Raw genomic sequence first — 16,005 nt, 5'->3', positions numbered from 1 at the left:
CACGACCGCGACGGCGGTCTACGCGGCCGACGTGGTCTACGCGGCCGACTCCTGCTCGGCGACGGGGTTGCCCACGCGCAGCATGAGGAGCAGACCCGTGGCCAGCACGGCGACGATCCCGAGGATCCCCCAGTAGTTCGCCCCCGGCCCGACGATGCGCGTCCCCAGGTAGATGAAGATGCCGTACATCGCGGGCGCCATGAAGGACACCGCGCGCCCGGTGGTCGCGTAGAGCCCGAAGATCTCGCCCTCCTGTCCCTCGGGGATGAGCCGGGCCAGGAAGGATCGGGCGGCCGACTGGGCCGGTCCCACGCAGGCCGACAGCAGCAGGCCCAGCACCCAGAAGGCCACGGTCCCGGCGGAGTGCAGGAAAAACACCAGCAGCCCGGCCACCACCAGGATGATGAGGCTGGCCATGATGACGTTGCGCGGCCCGAAGCGGTCATCGAGCCGCCCGGCCCAGATGGTGGCGATGCCGGCCACGATGTTGGCCACGATGGCGAAGATGATGACGTCGCCCGATGAGAAGCCGAAGGTGTTCTGGGCGATGATGCCGCCATAGGTGAAGACCCCGGCCAGCCCGTCCCTGAAGACGGCGGCGGCCAGCAGGAACCACAGCAGGCGCGGCTGGAAGTGGTGCAGCTGGAGCAGGGTGCGCCACAGCAGCTTGTAGGAGGTCAGGATCGACTCCTTGCGCTTGCCCTGGTGGGAGACGGCCTCCACCGGCTCGGTCTCCATGGCGGCCCGGTCCCGTCCCGGTTCGGCAGTCGCCATCCCCTCACCGACCTCCGCGACGTGCTCGGCGCGGGAGCGCCCGAGCCTGCGGGAGCGGTTGATGAGGACGGGGAGGGCGGACAGGCCGAACCAGGCCGCGGACACCAGCATGGCGACGCGCACCCCCATGCCGCTTCCAGCCGCGAAGGAGACCAAGGGACTCGGCCCCACGAGAGCGACATAGAGGATGAGCAGCAGGACGATGCCGCCGAGGTAGCCCATCCCCCACCCCAGGCCGCTGACGGCACCGATGCGGTCCTTGGAGGCCAGGTGGTTGAGGATGGCGTTGTAGTTGACCGAGGCCAGCTCGAAGAAGATGTTGCCGACCCCCAGCAGGACGATGCCGAGCCACAGGTAGCCGGGCTCGGGCCGCACCAGGAACAGGGCCGCCGAGACCGCCACCACCACCGCTGTGTAGCCGCCGAGCCAGAAGACGGTTCGCCCGCCCCGGTCCGAGCGCTGCCCGGTCACCGGCGCCAGCAGGGCGATGAACAGCCCGGCGATGGCCAGCCCGAGGGACAGCGCCGACTCGTTGTCCGCCTTGGCCCCGAAGGAGTCGCTGACCAGGTAGACGGTGAAGACGAAGGTGGTGATGACCGCGTTGAAGGCCGCCGACCCCCAGTCCCACAGGCCCCAGGCGATGACGGGCCAGGACAGGAGCCGGGTGCGGGAGCTGGCCTGCGTCGGAGCAGTCACTGTCGTGCTCATGGAAGAGACGATAGAGCCATCGGGGCCGGCGGCGGTACCGAAAGGGAAACAGACCTGATCGTCAGTTCTCCCCACCGGTCTCGGCAGGGCGCTCCCCCTGCGCGGACTGCCGCTCCAGGAGCAGCTCGGCCAGGGCCAGATCCATCGGCGTGGTCACCTTCATGGCGCGCTCGTCTCCGGCGACGACGACGACTCTGCCGCCGCAGGCCTCAACGAGGCCGGCGTCGTCGGAGGCGGCAAGCGCCTCGTCCCCGGCCCGCTCGGCGCCGGCGCGGTGGGCGGCGACGAGCACGGGGGTCGAGAATCCCTGGGGGGTCTGGACCGCCCGGAGCCGGTCGCGTCGGGGGGTGCCGACGACGGGCTCGGGCTCCCCCGCCGGGCGGGCCTCGACCTCCTTGACGGTATCGGTCACGGGCAGCGCCGGGACCACGGCCTCGTGTCCGGCCCGTACGGCCGCGACCACCCGCTGCGTCACCTCCGGCGGCGTCAGCGCCCGCGCGGCGTCGTGGACGATGACGACGTCGGCCTGCGGTACGGCGGCCAGGGCCGCTGCGAGCCCGAGGGCCACAGAGGCCTGTCGGGAGCGGGGCGATCCGGCAACGACCTCGATCCCAGGGCGCCGGCCCGCCGAGGCCCCGACCGATCCGTCCGGCAGTCCCTCGAGCTCGGCGCGGAACCGGTCGACCTCCTCAGCGGGGGCGGTGACGACGACGTGGCTGACAACCCCCGAGGCGATGAGTCCGGCCGCCGCCCGTCGCAGGAGGCTGACGCCGCCCACCGGGACGAGGGCCTTGGGGACCCCGGCGCCCAGGCGGGAGCCGGAGCCCGCCGCGGTGAGAACGGCGACCGCCCCACCCGGAGCGGACTCGGGCGGGGCGGATGCTTGGGATGAAGGGTTGGTGCTCACGGGCAGGACGCTACCGCGTCCCCGACGCCCTGAGCACGAGCGCTGCGTTAGGAGGCGAGGACCTCGTCCAGGCGGGACTCGGCCTCCTCCTCGGGGGTCTTCTGGGCCAGGGCCAGCTCGGAGACGAGAATCTGGCGGGCCTTGGCGAGCATGCGCTTCTCGCCGGCGGACAGACCACGGTCCGTGTCACGACGGGAGAGGTCCCGCACGACCTCGGCGACCTTGATGACGTCCCCGGAGGCGATCTTCTCCTGGTTGGCCTTGAAACGGCGAGACCAGTTCGTGGGCTCCTCAGTCAGCGGAGCTCGCAGTACCTCGAAGACCTTTTCCAAACCGGTCTCATCAACCACATCACGGACGCCGATGAGCTCAACGCTTTCGGCTGGAACCAAGATGGTCAGGTCACCCTGGGCCACCTCGAGCTGCAGATACGTCTTCTCCTCACCGCGTACCTTGCGCTGCCGGATGTCAATGATCCGGGCGGCCCCGTGGTGCGGGTAGACGACAGTCTCACCGACTTCATAGGTCATAAGGATGACTCTCCAGACTGGTTTGCGGACCTCTAGTTTATCAGGTCATTCCGCGCAAAGATCGGGGACGTATCTCACAGAGGTCACGGCGGGCACGGCCCGGGACGGCAGGCAAGAACTGCGCGCCACCCGCACTGGAGAATCAGTGCTCCGATTCTCCATCCAGGCGATAGCCGAGCCCCCTGACCGTGGTGATGAGAACCGGTTTGGAGACGTCGGCCTCAATCCGGCCCCGGAGCCGTTTGATATGGACGTCCAGAGTTTTCGTGTCGCCCTCGTAATCGGGCCCCCATAGGCGCTCAAGGATCTGTCTGCGGGTGAGCACGCGGCCGGGGTGACGCAGAAACAGCTCGAGGAGCTCGAACTCCCGCAACGGCATGGCGACCACCTCGCCGTCGACCCTGACCTCGTGGCGCTCGACGTCCATCCGCACCCCGCCGGCGACCAGCACCGGCTCGGGCTCCGGGGCGGCCGCGCGGCTACGACGCAAAACCGCCTTGAGGCGCGCCAGGAGCTCCCGGTAGGAGTAGGGCTTGGTGACGTAGTCGTCGGCCCCGATCTCCAGGCCGACGATCTTGTCCAGCTCGGTGTCCTTGGCGGTGAGCATGATGACCGGCACGGAGGAGGAGCGCCGGATCCGGGTGCACACCTCCGTCCCGTCCAGCCGGGGCAGCATGAGGTCCAGCAGGACCAGATCAATGGGGCCAACCCCGCCGGGGCGCCGGGAGGCCTCGAAGATCTCGACGGCACGCTGGCCGTCCTCGACCTCGACCACCTCGAAGCCGTCGCGCCGCAGCCCGTAGGCGAGCGGGTCGCGGAAGTTCTCCTCGTCCTCGACCAGCAGGATCCGGGTCGGGCCACTCACCGACGTCATCGACGCCGCGGCCAGTGCACCGGAGGCCGCAGACGCCCCCGAACCCGACGACGCAACGGGTCCTGCACCCGTCCCTGCGGAACGCTCTGCCGGGCTCATGACCCGCTCCCAGAGGTGTGCTCCGCGGCGGCTTGGGCGGGCTCGTTCTGGGCCGACCCAGCCCCGACCGACTCACCCTCCACCGGTTCGCCCTCGCCCAGGCGCGGCAGTACGAGGGTGAAGGTGGAGCCGCGCCCGGGGGCGGACCACAGCTCGACGGTGCCGCCGTGGTCGGCGGCCACGTGCTTGACGATGCTCAGACCCAGGCCGGTGCCCCCGGTGGCGCGCGAGCGGGCCTTGTCCACGCGGTAGAAGCGCTCGAAGACGCGCTCCTGCTCCTCCTTGGGGATGCCGATGCCCTGGTCGACCACGGCGATGCGCACGATGTCGGGGTCCTCCGCGTCCAGCGAGACGCCCACCGAGACCCGGGTGCGCGGCTCGGAGTAGCGGATGGCGTTGTCCAGCAGGTTGCGCACGGCGGTGGTGATGAGGGCGGCGTCGCCGCGCACCCGCAGTCCCTTGGTGCCGCCGGCCACGAGGGTGATCTGGCGGCCGTCGGCCTCGACGCGCACCCGGTCCACGGCCTCGGCGACGACGTCGTCGACGTCAACGACCTCGGGCTCGGCCAGGGCGTCGCCCTCCTGGAGGCGGGTGAGCTCGATGATCTCCTGGACCAGGACGCCCAGGCGGCGGGCCTCCTTGCGCATACGCCCGGAGTAGTCGCGCACGAAGTCGGGGTCGTCGGCGCCGGCCTCGACGGTCTCGGCCAGCAGCTGGATCGCACCGACCGGGGTCTTGAGCTCGTGGGAGACGTTGGCGACGAAGTCACGGCGCATGGCCTCCACCCGGCGGGCGGCGGTGTGGTCCTCAATGAGGATGAGGACGCGCCCCTGACCGATACCGGCCACGCGCACCTGCAGGTGGAACTGGCCCGCTCCCGCCACCCGCCCTCGGGCCACGGTGACGGCCGCGTCCTGCGCCTGGCCCGAGGCCCGCACGCGCCCCACCATCGCCACCACGGTCGGCTCGATGACGGCGTCGTCGCGCACGATGTTGAAGGTGTAGGCCGATGCCGAGGCGCGCAGGACCTCGTCGTCGTCATCGAGGACGACGACGGTCGAGCGCAGCGCCGCCAGCACCGGGACGGCCGTATCGGTCCCGGCCAGTCCGGCCAGGTCGGCGGCGCTCGTGGCCGCCCGGCGCTCGCGCCGGGACAGCGCGACACCGATCGCCACCCCCAGGCACGTGAGAGCGGCGGCGGCAAGGAGGAGAACGGTGACGGTCAGGCCCACGCCTCCAGGGTAGTTGAGTCCTCAGAGCGTCCACCGGCCGGCCCCGCCTGTGGGCGTGCCGCTTGCGGCGGAGTCGCGGGGCTGCTGTGCTTGGGGACAACATCCTTGGCGGCGGCCTCGGCGGGATCGTCGAGCCGCACCACCGAGCCACCTCACCGACCGGCCCGAACCATCGGTCCTCGCCCCGAACAGGAGCAGCCTCATGCGCGCCATCTTCAACCAGGAGCTCAAGCAGCTTGGCTCCGACCTCGAGTCCATGGCCAACCAGGTCGCCACCGCGATCGAGCGGGCCGCGGAGTCCCTGCGCCAGGGGGACATCGTCATCGCCGAGCAGGTGATCGACGCCGACGAGCGCATCAACGACCTCCAGCGCGACATCGACGACCTGTGCGTCATGCTGCTGGCCCGCCAGCAGCCGGTGGCCGGGGACCTGCGCAACGTCCTGTCCGCGCTGCGCATGGCCCAGACCCTGGAGCGCCAGGGCGACCTGGCCCGCCACGTGGCGGCCATCGCCCGCGGTCGCTACCCCGAGCCGCCGCTGCCCGAGCCGGTCCTGGGGCTCATCCTGGAGATGGCGGACCTGGCGGTGCGCGCCGGCAAGGACGTCGCCCGCCTCATCTCGACGCGGGACCTGGAGCTGGCCTCCGTCATTCAGACCAACGACGCCGAGCTCGACGCCCTGCACCGCCGCTCCTTCCAGATGATCCTGGACCCGGCTCACGACCTGAGCCGCCAGCAGGTCATCGACGCTGTCCTCATGGGCCGCTTCCTGGAGCGCTTCGGCGACCACTCCACGTCGGTGGCCAGCCGCGTGGCCTACCTCGTCTCGGGCGCCTCCATGCCCGAGACGCACGACGCCGAGGACGCCGACGCGCTCCACTGAGCGCCTGGAACCAATGACGCGGGCGGCGTCGGACCTTCCTTGAGGTCCGACGCCGCCCGCATCATGGAGGGTGCGGCAGGCCGCCGGGGCTCACTTGCCCTGGTTGGCCACCGCCGCGATCTTGGCCTCGGCCTCGGGGTCGAGGTAACGGCCGCCCTTCTTGAGGGGCTTGAGGGTCTCCTCGTCGAGCTCGTAGACCAACGGGATCCCGGTGGGGATGTTGACGCCGGCGATGTCGTCGTCGGAGATGTCGTCGAGGTGCTTGACGATGGCGCGCAGCGAGTTGCCGTGGGCGGCGATCATGACGGTCTTGCCGGTCTTGATCTCGGGGACGATGGTGCCCTCCCAGTAGGGCAGGAGGCGCTCGAGGACGTCCTTGAGGCACTCGGTGGCCGGGATGGGCTCACCGGCGTAGCGGGGGTCGGCGTCCTGGGAGAACTCCGAGCCGGCCTCGATGGGCGGCGGCGGCACGTCGTAGGAGCGGCGCCACTGCATGAACTGCTCCTCCCCGTACTCGTCCCGGATCTCCTTCTTGTTCTTGCCCTGCAGGGCGCCGTAGTGGCGCTCGTTGAGGCGCCAGTTGCGCTCCACCGGGATCCAGTGGCGGTCCGCGGCGTCCAGGGACAGGTTGGCGGTCATGATGGCGCGGCGCAGCATCGAGGTGAAGAGCTTCTCGGGGAGGACGCCGGCCTCCTTGAGCAGCTCGCCACCGTGGACGGCCTCGGCGCGGCCCTTGTCTGACAGTGGGACATCGACCCAGCCGGTGAAGAGGTTCTTCGCGTTCCATTCGCTCTCGCCGTGGCGGAGCAGTACGAGGGTGTAAGCCATGGCCCTATCCTGCCAGGATCGCGGGCATGGCGCGAGGCCCAAGAGGCCCAGGAGAGCGCCTCCATGGTGGGGTACCGGCGCATCGCCCCCAAAGGCACGACTGGCAGCGATACCGCCCGCTCACGGGGCGAATTCACGTATTGAAAACACAACGACCCCGGTAATGCGCCTGAGCGCACAACCAGAGTCGTGGTGCGAGGTGGCAGTCAGCTCGAGAATGACCCGATGCGGGGTGCCGGCAGCATCTGAGCCAGGCGCCCCACGTTCCCTCAGTTGCCGGGGTTGACCTCGTAGTAGGCCTTGCGCACGTCAGCAGAGACGCGGCCGCGGTCAGAAACCTCAAGGCCCTGCTCACGGGCCCACTCGCGAATCTTCTGGGTGTCAGAGGGGCCGCTGGAACGACGACGACCGGAACTACGGCGGCCGCCGGTGCGACGAGCCTTTCCAATCCATTCCTCAAGGGACTCACGAAGAGCGGCTGCGTGCTCGTCGTTCAGGTCGATCTCGTAGGAGACGCCATCAAGGGCGAAGGTGACGGTCTGATTGGCCTCGGACCCGTCGACATCGTCGACGAGGATGACCTGAGTCTTCTGTGCCATGATTCCTCATTCTGAGTGGAGGGAGCGGGCCCGAAGGATGTATCCCGCTGCGGACAACGTTAGATTAAACAATAGTTGCTCCCAATGCAACACGGCTATTCGTCGCCCTCATTACCAGCCGCCCCGCCCTCCAATCACACAGTGATGCGCGACGACATACCACCCCGAAGGTCTTGATGACTGAGACGAAAACTGTGAAAGCACTGAGGTCCTGTTTGGAGATCCCCACGAGACCCGACGGAACAATCCAGGCATGGCACCACACCTCCTCCAGCCGCATAGAGGTATCCAACGACCAGTCAATCCGAGGCAGCCAATCTCCCAGATGACTCTCAGATAGCGGTGGGGGATTCTCTCAGCCGGAAGACAATGCCTGGAGCGCCACCACTCTCATCCTGAGGAACATCACGTCAACCCAGGAGAATCCTTCCATTCAAGCCGCGACGCCCCCTTGTCGCTCGGCAGCGAAGGATTTCAGCCATGCGGTCATCCCCAAAACCCGGGCCAGGAACGACCACCACAGCCATCAAATGTGCCGGACAGCACACCAAGAGCCCGCAGGCGAGGTGCTGGAAACCCAAAAGCCCCGGAAGGCATGACCTCCCGGGGCTGATCGAGCCGCCTGTGGGAATCGAACCCACGACCTATTCATTACGAGTGAATCGCTCTGCCGACTGAGCTAAGGCGGCGCTGGCACAAGCAGCAGAGCCGAACATACCGGCCCCGCGGCCGCCACCGCAATCCAGCACCGTGGGGAGAACCGTGTTCCTCGACACAGTTAACCGTCCGCCTCGCCGCATCGGCACCATCGCCGAGGACAAAGAGCCCTCCAAACCCCCAGACCTCCCCGGATTCCCCCGACTCAGCACTGGATCATGACGACGTCGTGGCACATCCCGGACAGGAGTGCGCCTGAGCTCGACAGCCGCCCCGCATCACCCGCAGCACCCGAGCCCGGTATTCTCCGCACGTCATTCAACAGGTCTCCCTCTCCGTAAGGATCCCCATGAGCGAGTCTCCGTCCACCCACTCCCCCACCTCTCCATCACCACAGACGGGTGCTTCACCGTCACCCTCCCGAGCTTCCCAGCACGACCAGATCCGGGACCGCGGCGACGCCGGCTACAACAAGTCGTTGAAGAACCGTCACCTGCAGATGATCGCCATTGGCGGCTCCATCGGCACGGGTCTTTTCATGGGTGCCGGCGGGCGACTCAAGGACGGCGGGGCGGGACTGATGTTCGCCTATGCCGTCTGCGGAATCTTCGCCTTCCTCATGGTGCGCGCTCTGGGCGAGCTCGCCATCCGCAGACCCTCCTCCGGAGCATTCGTCTCCTACGCCCGTGAGTTCCTCGGCGAGAAGGGCGCCTACATCACCGGCTGGTTCTTCTTCCTGGACTGGTCGGTCACCGTCATGGCCGACATCACGGCCGTGGCCCTCTACCTCCACTACTGGACGGCTCTGAAGGTTGTCCCGCAGTGGGTCTTCGCGCTCATCGCGCTCGTCCTGGTCTTCATCCTCAACATGCTCAACGTCAAGATGTTCGGTGAGGCCGAGTTCTGGTTCGCGCTCATCAAGGTCGCCGCCATCGTGTCCTTCATGGTGGTGGCCATCGTCGCCATTGTTCTCGGGCTTCACACCGGAACGGATCCCGACGGAGGCGCAATCACCGCGGGGGCTCACAACATCCTCGGAAACGGTGGGTTCTTCCCCGAGGGATTCCCAATCGTCTTCGCCCTGACCCTCGGCGTCGTCTTCGCCTTCGGTGGCACGGAGATGGTGGGCGTGGCGGCCGGAGAGGCGAAGGACGCGGAGAAAATCCTGCCCAAGGCGATCAACTCGATGATTCTGCGCATCTTCGTCTTCTACGTCGGCTCGGTCATGCTGCTGGCGCTGGTCCTGCCCTACACGTCCTACTCCAAGACCGAGTCGCCCTTCGTCACCTTCTTCTCCGGGATCGGTGTGCCCTATGCCGGCGACATCATCCAGGTCGTGGTCCTCACCGCCGCGCTGTCCTCCCTCAACGCCGGCCTGTACGCCACCGGACGCACCCTGCGCTCCATGGCGGTGGCCGGCGAGGCCCCTCGGGTGGCGGCCGGACTCAACAAGCACCATGTTCCTGCCGGGGGCATCATCATCACCTCCGCCCTGGGGCTGCTCGGCGTCGTCCTCAACGCCTACCTGCCCGGTGACGCCTTCGACATCGTCATGAACCTGGCCGGCATCGGCATCGCCGGGACCTGGGGAGCCATCCTCGTCACCCACCTCGCCTTCCTGCGGCGGGTGCAGGAGGGCAAGGAGGTGCGCCCGGCCTACCGGATGCCCTGGGCCCCCTGGTCCAACTACGCGGCCCTGGCCTTCTTCACCATCGTCGTCGTCTCGAACGTGGCCGACCCGGCCGGACGTTGGACTCTGGCCCTATTCGCCATCGTCGCCGTCATGATGGTGGCAGGCTGGTACGCGGTGCGGGGACGCATTCGGGGCGACCTGCTCGACGAGGTCCTCGCCGACGAGGTGGACGAAGCCGCATCCGCCCCGTCGCACGAGGCCTGAGCGACAGGAGGCTGAGCCCATGCACGTTCACATCATCTACACCGGGGGCACCATCGGGATGGTGGGCTCCCCTCACGGCCTCGTTCCCGGTGCGGATCTGGAGGGGTGGCTCGACTCGCTGCTGGCGGGCACGCCCCTGGCACGCTCGGTGTCCGTGACCTCGCTGACCCCGCTCATCGACTCCTCGAACGCCACCCCGCTGTCCTGGCAGGCGATCGTGGACGACCTGCGCGCCCACGCCGCGGCCGACCCGCAGACCGCCTTCGTCATCCTGCACGGGACCGACACCATGGCCTACACCAGTGCCGCCCTGTCCTATGCACTGACGGATCTGAGCGTTCCGGTCGTCGTCACCGGTTCCCAGCTCCCCCTCGGAGAACTGGGAACCGACGCCGCAGCGAATGTCACCGGGGCGCTCAAGGCCGCCACCTCCGGGCGCCTGAGCGGGGTGGCGCTGTTCTTCGGACATCGGCTCCTGGCCGGGAACCGGGTCACGAAGTCCTCCTCGTGGGCCTTCACCGGTTTCGAGTCCCCCAATGCGGCTCCTCTAGCCACCACTGGCGCCCCGTGGCAGTGGGCCCCAAGCACCCGGGGCGGAGCCGGTTGGAAGAACGTCGCCCCCTACGCCCGTCACGACGTCGTCGTGGTCGACCTGGTGCCGGGCATCACCGCGGCCCGCTTGGAGGCGCTACTGACACCGCTGCCCGAGGCCGTGATCCTGCGGGCCTTCGGAGTCGGCAACGTGCCGTCCCAGGAGCCGGGGCTGACCGACGTCGTCGAGCGAGTGATCGATGCCGGGACGGCCGTCATCGTCACCTCCCAGTGCCACGAGTCCGAGGTCCTCCTGGGGCACTACGAGGCCGGGGACGCACTGGCCCGCAGTGGCGCCGTCGGCAGCCGCGACATGACCCTGGAGGCCGCCTACGCCAAGGTCCAGTTCCTGCTCTCGCAGGGACTGACGGGAGACGACCTGGCCGGCTGGATGGGACGCTCCATCGCCGGTGAGCTCAGCCAGTAAGGCGAGCGGCCCGTAAGCCTCGCGGTGCCGGACCCTCCACTCCCTCCACTGCCCACTGACGAATCGGCCCCGGACGACGCGACTGTCGTCCGGGGCCGATCTCATGGCCTGCGGGAACCTGGAGGGCCGGCTGGCCTGGCGAGGGTCAGCAGGTGAGTCCCTTGGCCGGCATCGTCCCGTTGAGCAGGTAGGTGTCCACAGCCTTCTTGACGCAGTCATTGGAGCGCCCGTAGGCGGTGTGCCCGTTGCCCTTCCAGGTCATGAGCTGACCGGACTCGAGCTGATCGGCCAGCGCCTCGGACCAGGCGTAGGGCGTGGCCGGGTCGCCGGTGGTGCCCACCACGAGGATCGGCGCGGCACCGGAGGCCGTGATCTTCTCGCGCTTGCGGCTCGACGTGTGGCCCCAGCCCTGGCAGTAGGCGTCGGGGTAGAGCAGCTGGGAGCCGAAGGTGGGCGAGGCCTCGTTGACGGCCTTGGCCTCCTCCTCCCAGGAGGTGTTGTCCCCCTCGACCGGGTAGTCCAGGCAGTTGACCGCCATGAGGGCCTCAGCGCCGTTACCGGAGTAGCTGCCGTCGCTCTGACGGGAGGAGACGGCGTCGGCGATGGCCAGCAGCGCGCTTCCGTCCGGACTGCCCACCTTGCCCATCGCCTGGGACAGCGCCAGGGTGAGGGAGGGCCACAGCTGGGTCTGGTACATCGAGCCCAGCACCCCGTAGACGGCCAGGTCGTAGGTCAGCGGCCGCTTGTCGTCGGAGGTCGGCAGGGGCGCCGCCTTCGTGGACTCGAGGAACTCGCGGACCTGGGAGACTCCGGAGTCGACGTCCCCGCTCAGGGGGCAGCCCAGCTTGGAGCTCTGGCAGTTCTGCACGTAGGCCCGCAGCGACGCCTCGAAGCCCTTGGCCTGCCCCAGGGCCAGGTCCGCGGCGCTCAGGGAGGGGTCGACGGCGCCGTCGAGGACCAGCCGCCCGGTGTTGGCGGGGAACAGCTCGGCGTAGGTGGCCCCCAGGTAGGTGCCGTAGGAGAAGCCCAGGTAGGTCAGCGCCTGCTGGCCGTCAACCGCCCGCAGGATGTCGAGGTCCTTGGCGGCACTGATGGTGTCAATGTGGTCCAGGAGCCCCGCGGGACTGGTCTTCGACGCGCAGGCCTCCCCCATCTTCTGAGCCCGCTCCTGGGTGGCGGCGGCCGAGGGGGTCGCCGGGTCGTTCGCCCCGGCTCGTTCGGCGTCGAGCTCGGCGTCGGTCAGGCAGTCGACCGCCGTGGAGGCGCCCACGCCACGCGGGTCGAAGCCGACGACGTCGTAGGAGCTGGTGAGGTTCTTGGAGAAGTAGGAACCGGCGCTCTCGACCAGCTCGATGCCCGACCCTCCCGGCCCACCCGGGTTGACGAACAGCGAGCCGACGGAGTCCTCGCTAGCGGCCCGCTTCTTCACCGCGATCTCGATCGTCTCGCCACCGGGGTTGTCGTAGTCCAGCGGCACCTTGACCTTGGCGCAGGTGAAGCCGGTGTCCTTCCCCGACGTCGCCTCGCCCATCCCCTTCTTGTCACAGGCGTACCAGGAGACCTTCTGCTTGTAGAAGCTCTCCAGCCCGGCCGGAATCGTTGCCGTGGCCGACGCCGTTGCCGGCGTTGCCTTGATATCGGTGTCGTCCTGGCAGGCGGTCAGGCCCCCGCACACCAGAAGCGCGGAGAGCGCCACGAGCAGAGGCTTGATACGAGGCCGAGGCGAGGTCGCAGTAGTCACGATGTGAACCATATGCTGCCGTGCCGCCGGGGGCCTCCTCCTGGAGACGGAGTGGGAAGAAGTTCCCATCGAGGCCCCCGGGGCGGGGACGGTCCGGCTTCACTGTCCGTTCTTGCAGGTCAGCCCCTCCTCGGGCATGGTCCCGCTGATGAGGTAGGTGTCGACGGCCTTCTGGACGCAGGCCCCCGAGCGCCCGTAGGCGGTATGGCCGTTGCCCTCCCAGGTCAGGAGTCGGCCGGACTCGAGCTGATCGGCCAGGGCCTGGGACCAGGCGTAGGGCGTGGCCGGGTCGCCGGCGGTGCCCACCACCAGGATGGGGGCCGCCCCCTTGGCGTGGATGGGTGCGGGCTTGCGGGTCCCGTTGTGCCCCCAGGCCTGGCAGCGCGCATCCTGGTTGCCCAAGGAGGCGCCGAAGGTGGGCGAGCTCTGGAGGATCTGCTGGTACTCCTTCTCCCAGCTGGTCATATCGCCCTGGACGGGGATGTCCAGGCAGTTGACGGCATAGAAGGTCGGAGCGCTGCCTCCGGCCGCCACCTTGCCGTAGAGCACCTGGATGTAGGAGCCGTCCTTCTGGGTGATGGCCTGGTCGAGGGCGTAGGTGAGGAGGGGCCAGTACTCGGAGGTGTACAGGAATCGGCGAACGACGCTGCGGATCGTGCTGCCGTCCACGGTGACGTTCGGGTCTGAGGTCTTCAGCGGCGCCTGGTCGGCCGAGGAGATGAGGGTGCGAACCTGCTGGACTCCGGCGTCGGCATCACCGGTCAGGGGGCAGCTCTGGCCCTCCTGAACGGCCTGGCCGGACTGGCACTGCTGGACGTAGGTGCGCAGTGCGGTCTCGAAGCCCTGGGCCTGCCCGGAGGCCCGGCCCCCCAGCGACAGGGAGGGGTCGACGGCGCCGTCGAGGACCATGCGGCCGGTGTTGGCGGGGAAGAGCTCGGCGTAGTGAGCACCCAGGTAGGTGCCGTAGGAGAAGCCCAGGTAGTTGAGCTTCTGGTCCCCGGACAGCGCCCGCAGAATATCGAGATCCCGGGCCACCGAGACGGTATCCACATGGTCGAGCAGCCCGGCCGGCTTGGTGTGGGCGGCGCAGTTGGCCTCCTCCTGCTTGAAGTCCTTGGAGATCTCCTCGATCAGGGTCGGGAAGGCGACATTGGCCTCTACTCCGCCGTCGGCGGCAGGATTCTCAGCGTCCCGGAAGGGGGTGGGGTCGTCCCCGGCGACGTCGGCGACGAGGGAGCCGGGCTGGAGGTCGTTGACGCCCATGCCCCCCTGGGCGGCCTTGGCGGGCTGCTGGCCCGCGTCGGTGCTGCAGGTGATGGCGGTGGAGGAGCCGATGCCGCGGGGGTCGAAGCCGATGATGTCGTAGGCGCTCTGCACTCCGGCGAAGGTCGTCGTCGCCATCGCGCCGACGTTGTCCACCCCGGATCCGCCGGGGCCGCCGGGGTTGACGAAGAGGGTGCCCTGGCGCACCGAGCCGGTGGCCAGGTGCTTCTTCATCGCGATCTCAATGGTCTGCCCGTCCGGCTGGGAGTAGTCCAGTGGCACGGTGACCTTGGCGCACTGAAAACCGGTCTTCTCAGCCGACTTCTCCATCCCGCCGGTGCCCACACAGTCGTACCACTCGACCTTCTGACCATAGAAGGACTCCAGCCCCTGGGGAACCGCCGCCTTGGAAGAGGCTGCCGGAGCCGGCCCTGCGGCGGGCAGCGCAGCAGCGGGGACCGCACCGGCCCCCACCCCCAGACACACACCCGCCACCGCCGCCAGCACCCCAGCAGACACCCGACGGCGCCCCGGGCCGACTCGTCGCGGACCAGACAATTCATTCACGCTATTTTTCATAACCGTTATATTACAAACAGTAAACGGACGTGTCCGCGTCATGAGCAGGCATCTGAGAGAAGAAAAGAACCGTGGTTGGGGCGCCTGCCTCCGGCTCCCCAACCACGGTGATGCGTACCCGCAGCCCCTGACGCCCCTCAGCGGGACTCCGGCGGGAAGGCGGCGGTTCCTCGAGAGCTCACTGCTTGCCGTGGCACGTCAGTCCCTTCTTAGGCATGGTGCCGGTGAGCAGGTAGGTGTCGACCGCCTGGGTGACGCAGGGGCCGTGCCCGGAGTTGGTGTAGGCCGCGTGCCCGTTGCCCTCCCAGGTGAGGAGCTGACCGGAGTCCAGCTGGTCTGCCAGCGCCTCCGCCCACTCGTACGGAGTGGCCGGGTCGCCGGTCGTCCCGATCACGAGGATCGGCGCGGCCCCCTTGGCGTGGAGCGCCTTGGACGGCTGAGTGCCGGTGTGCCCCCAGGCCTGGCAGCCGAGGTCGCCGGCCTCCGTGACGGTTGCGAAGCGGGGGGCGATCCTCTCCAGCTCCTTGCTCTGCGCCGTCCAGGTGGCCATGTTGCCCTCGACCCGGTAATCCAGGCAGTTGATGCCGATGTTCGCTCCGGTGTTGACCTGGGGCTGCGCGGCGATCTGGTCCGCCATGGCCCTGAAGGCCGAGGCGTCGTGCTCGTTGATGACCTGCCCCAGGGCCTCACTGACGGCGCTCCACGAGCTCTCCGGGAAATAGAGTATGAACCCCACGATCCGCTTCATCTCCTCGCCCGTCACTGGGCGGTTCGGGTCCGAGGACGGCACGGGCGACTGGTTGGCTGAGGTGAAGACGTCCCCGATCTGCTTGACGCCCGCGTCAGTGTCACCGGTCAGGGGGCAACTCTGTCCCGACTGGCACCAGACGACATAGTTGCGCAGCGCCCGCTCGAAGCCGCGGGCCTGCCCCTGCCTGCGTTCACTGTAACTCAGGCTGGGATCCAGGGCGCCGTCGAGGACCAGCCGCCCAGTATTGGCGGGGAAGAGCTCGGCGTAGGTGGCCCCCAGGTAGGTGCCGTAGGAGAAACCCGTGTAGTTGAGCTTCTGGTCGCCGGACAGCGCCCGCAGAATATCGAGATCCCGGGCCACCGAGACAGTGTCCACATGGTCGAGCAGCTCGGTCGGCTTGGTGCGGGAGGCACAGTCGGCCTCCAGCTGCTTGAAGCGTTCGGACATGACGGCGGCCCGCTTCTCGAATGCTACGGGGGCGCCTGCGCCATCGACTGGAGAGACCCCCTCCATCGCCTTCGCCTCCGCGTCGGTGCTGCAGGTGATGGCGGTGGAGGAGCCGATGCCGCGGGGGTCGAAGCCGATGATGTCGTAGGCGCTCTGCACTCCGGCGAAGGTCGTCGTCGCCATCGCGCCGACGTTGTCCACCCCGGATCCGCCGGGGC

General features: G+C 68.6%; 13 protein-coding genes and 1 tRNA gene. 3 read left to right on the top strand and 11 right to left on the bottom strand.

The annotated features are described in order from the left end of the window. Positions 1-36: 36 nt before the first annotated feature. From FK267_RS10885 to FK267_RS10865, 5 genes are all read right to left on the bottom strand, one after another. On the bottom strand, positions 37-1,482 hold the full coding sequence (locus FK267_RS10885) for an MFS transporter (protein WP_141407213.1): 1,446 nt from the start codon (positions 1,480-1,482) through the stop codon (positions 37-39). A 61-nt stretch (positions 1,483-1,543) separates the two neighbouring features. Next, on the bottom strand, positions 1,544-2,389 hold the full coding sequence (locus FK267_RS10880) for an IspD/TarI family cytidylyltransferase (protein ID WP_141407212.1): 846 nt from the start codon (positions 2,387-2,389) through the stop codon (positions 1,544-1,546). 47 nt (positions 2,390-2,436) lie between these two features. Continuing rightward, positions 2,437-2,919 carry a CarD family transcriptional regulator gene (locus tag FK267_RS10875; RefSeq protein ID WP_003779424.1) on the bottom strand — a complete coding sequence of 161 codons (483 nt, stop codon included), beginning with the start codon at positions 2,917-2,919 and terminating at the stop codon, positions 2,437-2,439. A 142-nt stretch (positions 2,920-3,061) separates the two neighbouring features. Next, complete coding sequence (locus FK267_RS10870; protein WP_141407312.1) at positions 3,062-3,793, bottom strand: response regulator transcription factor; 732 nt, start codon at positions 3,791-3,793, stop codon at positions 3,062-3,064. Positions 3,794-3,888: 95 nt separating this feature from the next. After that, positions 3,889-5,124, bottom strand: a complete 1,236-nt coding sequence (locus tag FK267_RS10865) for a sensor histidine kinase (RefSeq protein ID WP_141407211.1) — start codon at positions 5,122-5,124, stop codon at positions 3,889-3,891. A gap of 202 nt (positions 5,125-5,326) precedes the next feature. Here FK267_RS10865 and phoU point away from each other — a divergent pair, with 202 nt between their 5' ends. Continuing rightward, positions 5,327-6,007 (top strand): phosphate signaling complex protein PhoU, encoded by a 681-nt coding sequence (gene phoU / locus FK267_RS10860; RefSeq protein WP_003787867.1) that lies wholly within the window; start codon positions 5,327-5,329, stop codon positions 6,005-6,007. 90 nt (positions 6,008-6,097) lie between these two features. Here phoU and FK267_RS10855 read toward each other — a convergent pair whose 3' ends face one another. From FK267_RS10855 to FK267_RS10845, 3 genes are all read right to left on the bottom strand, one after another. After that, complete coding sequence (locus FK267_RS10855) at positions 6,098-6,835, bottom strand: phosphoglyceromutase (RefSeq protein ID WP_075253629.1); 738 nt, start codon at positions 6,833-6,835, stop codon at positions 6,098-6,100. 269 nt (positions 6,836-7,104) lie between these two features. Continuing rightward, a complete protein-coding gene (locus FK267_RS10850; protein ID WP_003787869.1) occupies positions 7,105-7,434 on the bottom strand; it encodes a histone-like nucleoid-structuring protein Lsr2 in 330 nt (109 codons plus the stop codon). Positions 7,435-8,050: 616 nt separating this feature from the next. Next, positions 8,051-8,123, bottom strand: a tRNA-Thr gene (locus FK267_RS10845). 317 nt (positions 8,124-8,440) lie between these two features. Between FK267_RS10845 and FK267_RS10840 the strand changes: the two genes are divergently transcribed. Both FK267_RS10840 and FK267_RS10835 read left to right on the top strand, forming a co-directional pair. Then, positions 8,441-9,988 (top strand): amino acid permease, encoded by a 1,548-nt coding sequence (locus FK267_RS10840; RefSeq protein WP_141407210.1) that lies wholly within the window; start codon positions 8,441-8,443, stop codon positions 9,986-9,988. Positions 9,989-10,007: 19 nt separating this feature from the next. Continuing rightward, positions 10,008-11,006, top strand: coding sequence for an asparaginase (locus tag FK267_RS10835; RefSeq protein ID WP_101558927.1), 999 nt, complete (start codon positions 10,008-10,010; stop codon positions 11,004-11,006). A 145-nt stretch (positions 11,007-11,151) separates the two neighbouring features. Here the strand turns inward: FK267_RS10835 and FK267_RS10830 are convergent, their stop codons facing one another. The 3 genes from FK267_RS10830 to FK267_RS10820 all read right to left on the bottom strand — a co-directional run. Beyond that, a complete protein-coding gene (locus FK267_RS10830) occupies positions 11,152-12,759 on the bottom strand; it encodes an alpha/beta hydrolase (protein ID WP_141407209.1) in 1,608 nt (535 codons plus the stop codon). 87 nt (positions 12,760-12,846) lie between these two features. Beyond that, on the bottom strand, positions 12,847-14,589 hold the full coding sequence (locus tag FK267_RS10825) for an alpha/beta hydrolase (protein ID WP_232622448.1): 1,743 nt from the start codon (positions 14,587-14,589) through the stop codon (positions 12,847-12,849). A 178-nt stretch (positions 14,590-14,767) separates the two neighbouring features. Further along, a partial coding sequence (locus FK267_RS10820; protein ID WP_141407208.1) for an alpha/beta hydrolase occupies positions 14,768-16,005 on the bottom strand: 1,238 nt, incomplete at its 5' end.

Origin of the sequence: Actinomyces oris (assembly GCF_006546825.1) — a bacterium.
GTDB lineage: Bacteria > Actinomycetota > Actinomycetes > Actinomycetales > Actinomycetaceae > Actinomyces > Actinomyces oris.
This window is presented reverse-complemented; position numbering and strand designations above follow the sequence as displayed.

Excerpts from the sequence above, each read along its gene's own strand:
- FK267_RS10855 (WP_075253629.1), bottom strand. The coding sequence starts at position 6,835 with ATGGCTTACACCCTCGTACTGCTCCGCCACGGCGAGAGCGAATGGAAC.
- FK267_RS10875 (WP_003779424.1), bottom strand. The coding sequence starts at position 2,919 with ATGACCTATGAAGTCGGTGAGACTGTCGTCTACCCGCACCACGGGGCC.
- FK267_RS10825 (WP_232622448.1), bottom strand. The coding sequence starts at position 14,589 with ATGAAAAATAGCGTGAATGAATTGTCTGGTCCGCGACGAGTCGGCCCG.
- FK267_RS10835 (WP_101558927.1), top strand. The coding sequence starts at position 10,008 with ATGCACGTTCACATCATCTACACCGGGGGCACCATCGGGATGGTGGGC.
- FK267_RS10850 (WP_003787869.1), bottom strand. The coding sequence starts at position 7,434 with ATGGCACAGAAGACTCAGGTCATCCTCGTCGACGATGTCGACGGGTCC.
- FK267_RS10885 (WP_141407213.1), bottom strand. The coding sequence starts at position 1,482 with ATGAGCACGACAGTGACTGCTCCGACGCAGGCCAGCTCCCGCACCCGG.
- phoU (WP_003787867.1), top strand. The coding sequence starts at position 5,327 with ATGCGCGCCATCTTCAACCAGGAGCTCAAGCAGCTTGGCTCCGACCTC.
- FK267_RS10870 (WP_141407312.1), bottom strand. The coding sequence starts at position 3,793 with ATGACGTCGGTGAGTGGCCCGACCCGGATCCTGCTGGTCGAGGACGAG.
- FK267_RS10840 (WP_141407210.1), top strand. The coding sequence starts at position 8,441 with ATGAGCGAGTCTCCGTCCACCCACTCCCCCACCTCTCCATCACCACAG.
- FK267_RS10830 (WP_141407209.1), bottom strand. The coding sequence starts at position 12,759 with ATGGTTCACATCGTGACTACTGCGACCTCGCCTCGGCCTCGTATCAAG.